The organism is Paraburkholderia sp. BR14312 (genome assembly GCF_040948675.1).
Taxonomy (GTDB): domain Bacteria; phylum Pseudomonadota; class Gammaproteobacteria; order Burkholderiales; family Burkholderiaceae; genus Paraburkholderia; species Paraburkholderia nodosa_A.
This window is the reverse complement of sequence record NZ_JBFPKI010000105.1, coordinates 1-255: the sequence shown is the minus strand read 5'-3', so window position 1 is coordinate 255 and position 255 is coordinate 1. Positions and strand designations below refer to the sequence as shown.

Here is a 255-nt window from a genome sequence, read left to right as displayed (position 1 = left end):
CGCTTCTGCGAGCTGGTCGGTACGCGCAGCGTGACCGAGTTCAACTACCGCATCGACGACGCCGAGCGCGCGCACATCTTCGTGGGCGTGCAGATCCGCAACCGCGGCGAGTCGCAGCAGATCGCGAAGACCTTCGTCGATCACGGCTTTCCGAGCGTCGATCTCACGGGCGACGAACTGTCGAAGCAGCACATCCGCTACATGGTGGGCGGACGCTCGCCGCTCGCGCACGACGAACGCCTGTTCCGCTTCGAG

General features: G+C 65.5%; 1 pseudogene. It reads left to right on the top strand.

Features of this window, described 5'->3' with window-relative positions:
• A pseudogene (locus AB3X98_RS42210) lies at window positions 1-255 on the top strand (threonine ammonia-lyase, biosynthetic); the annotation flags it as partial.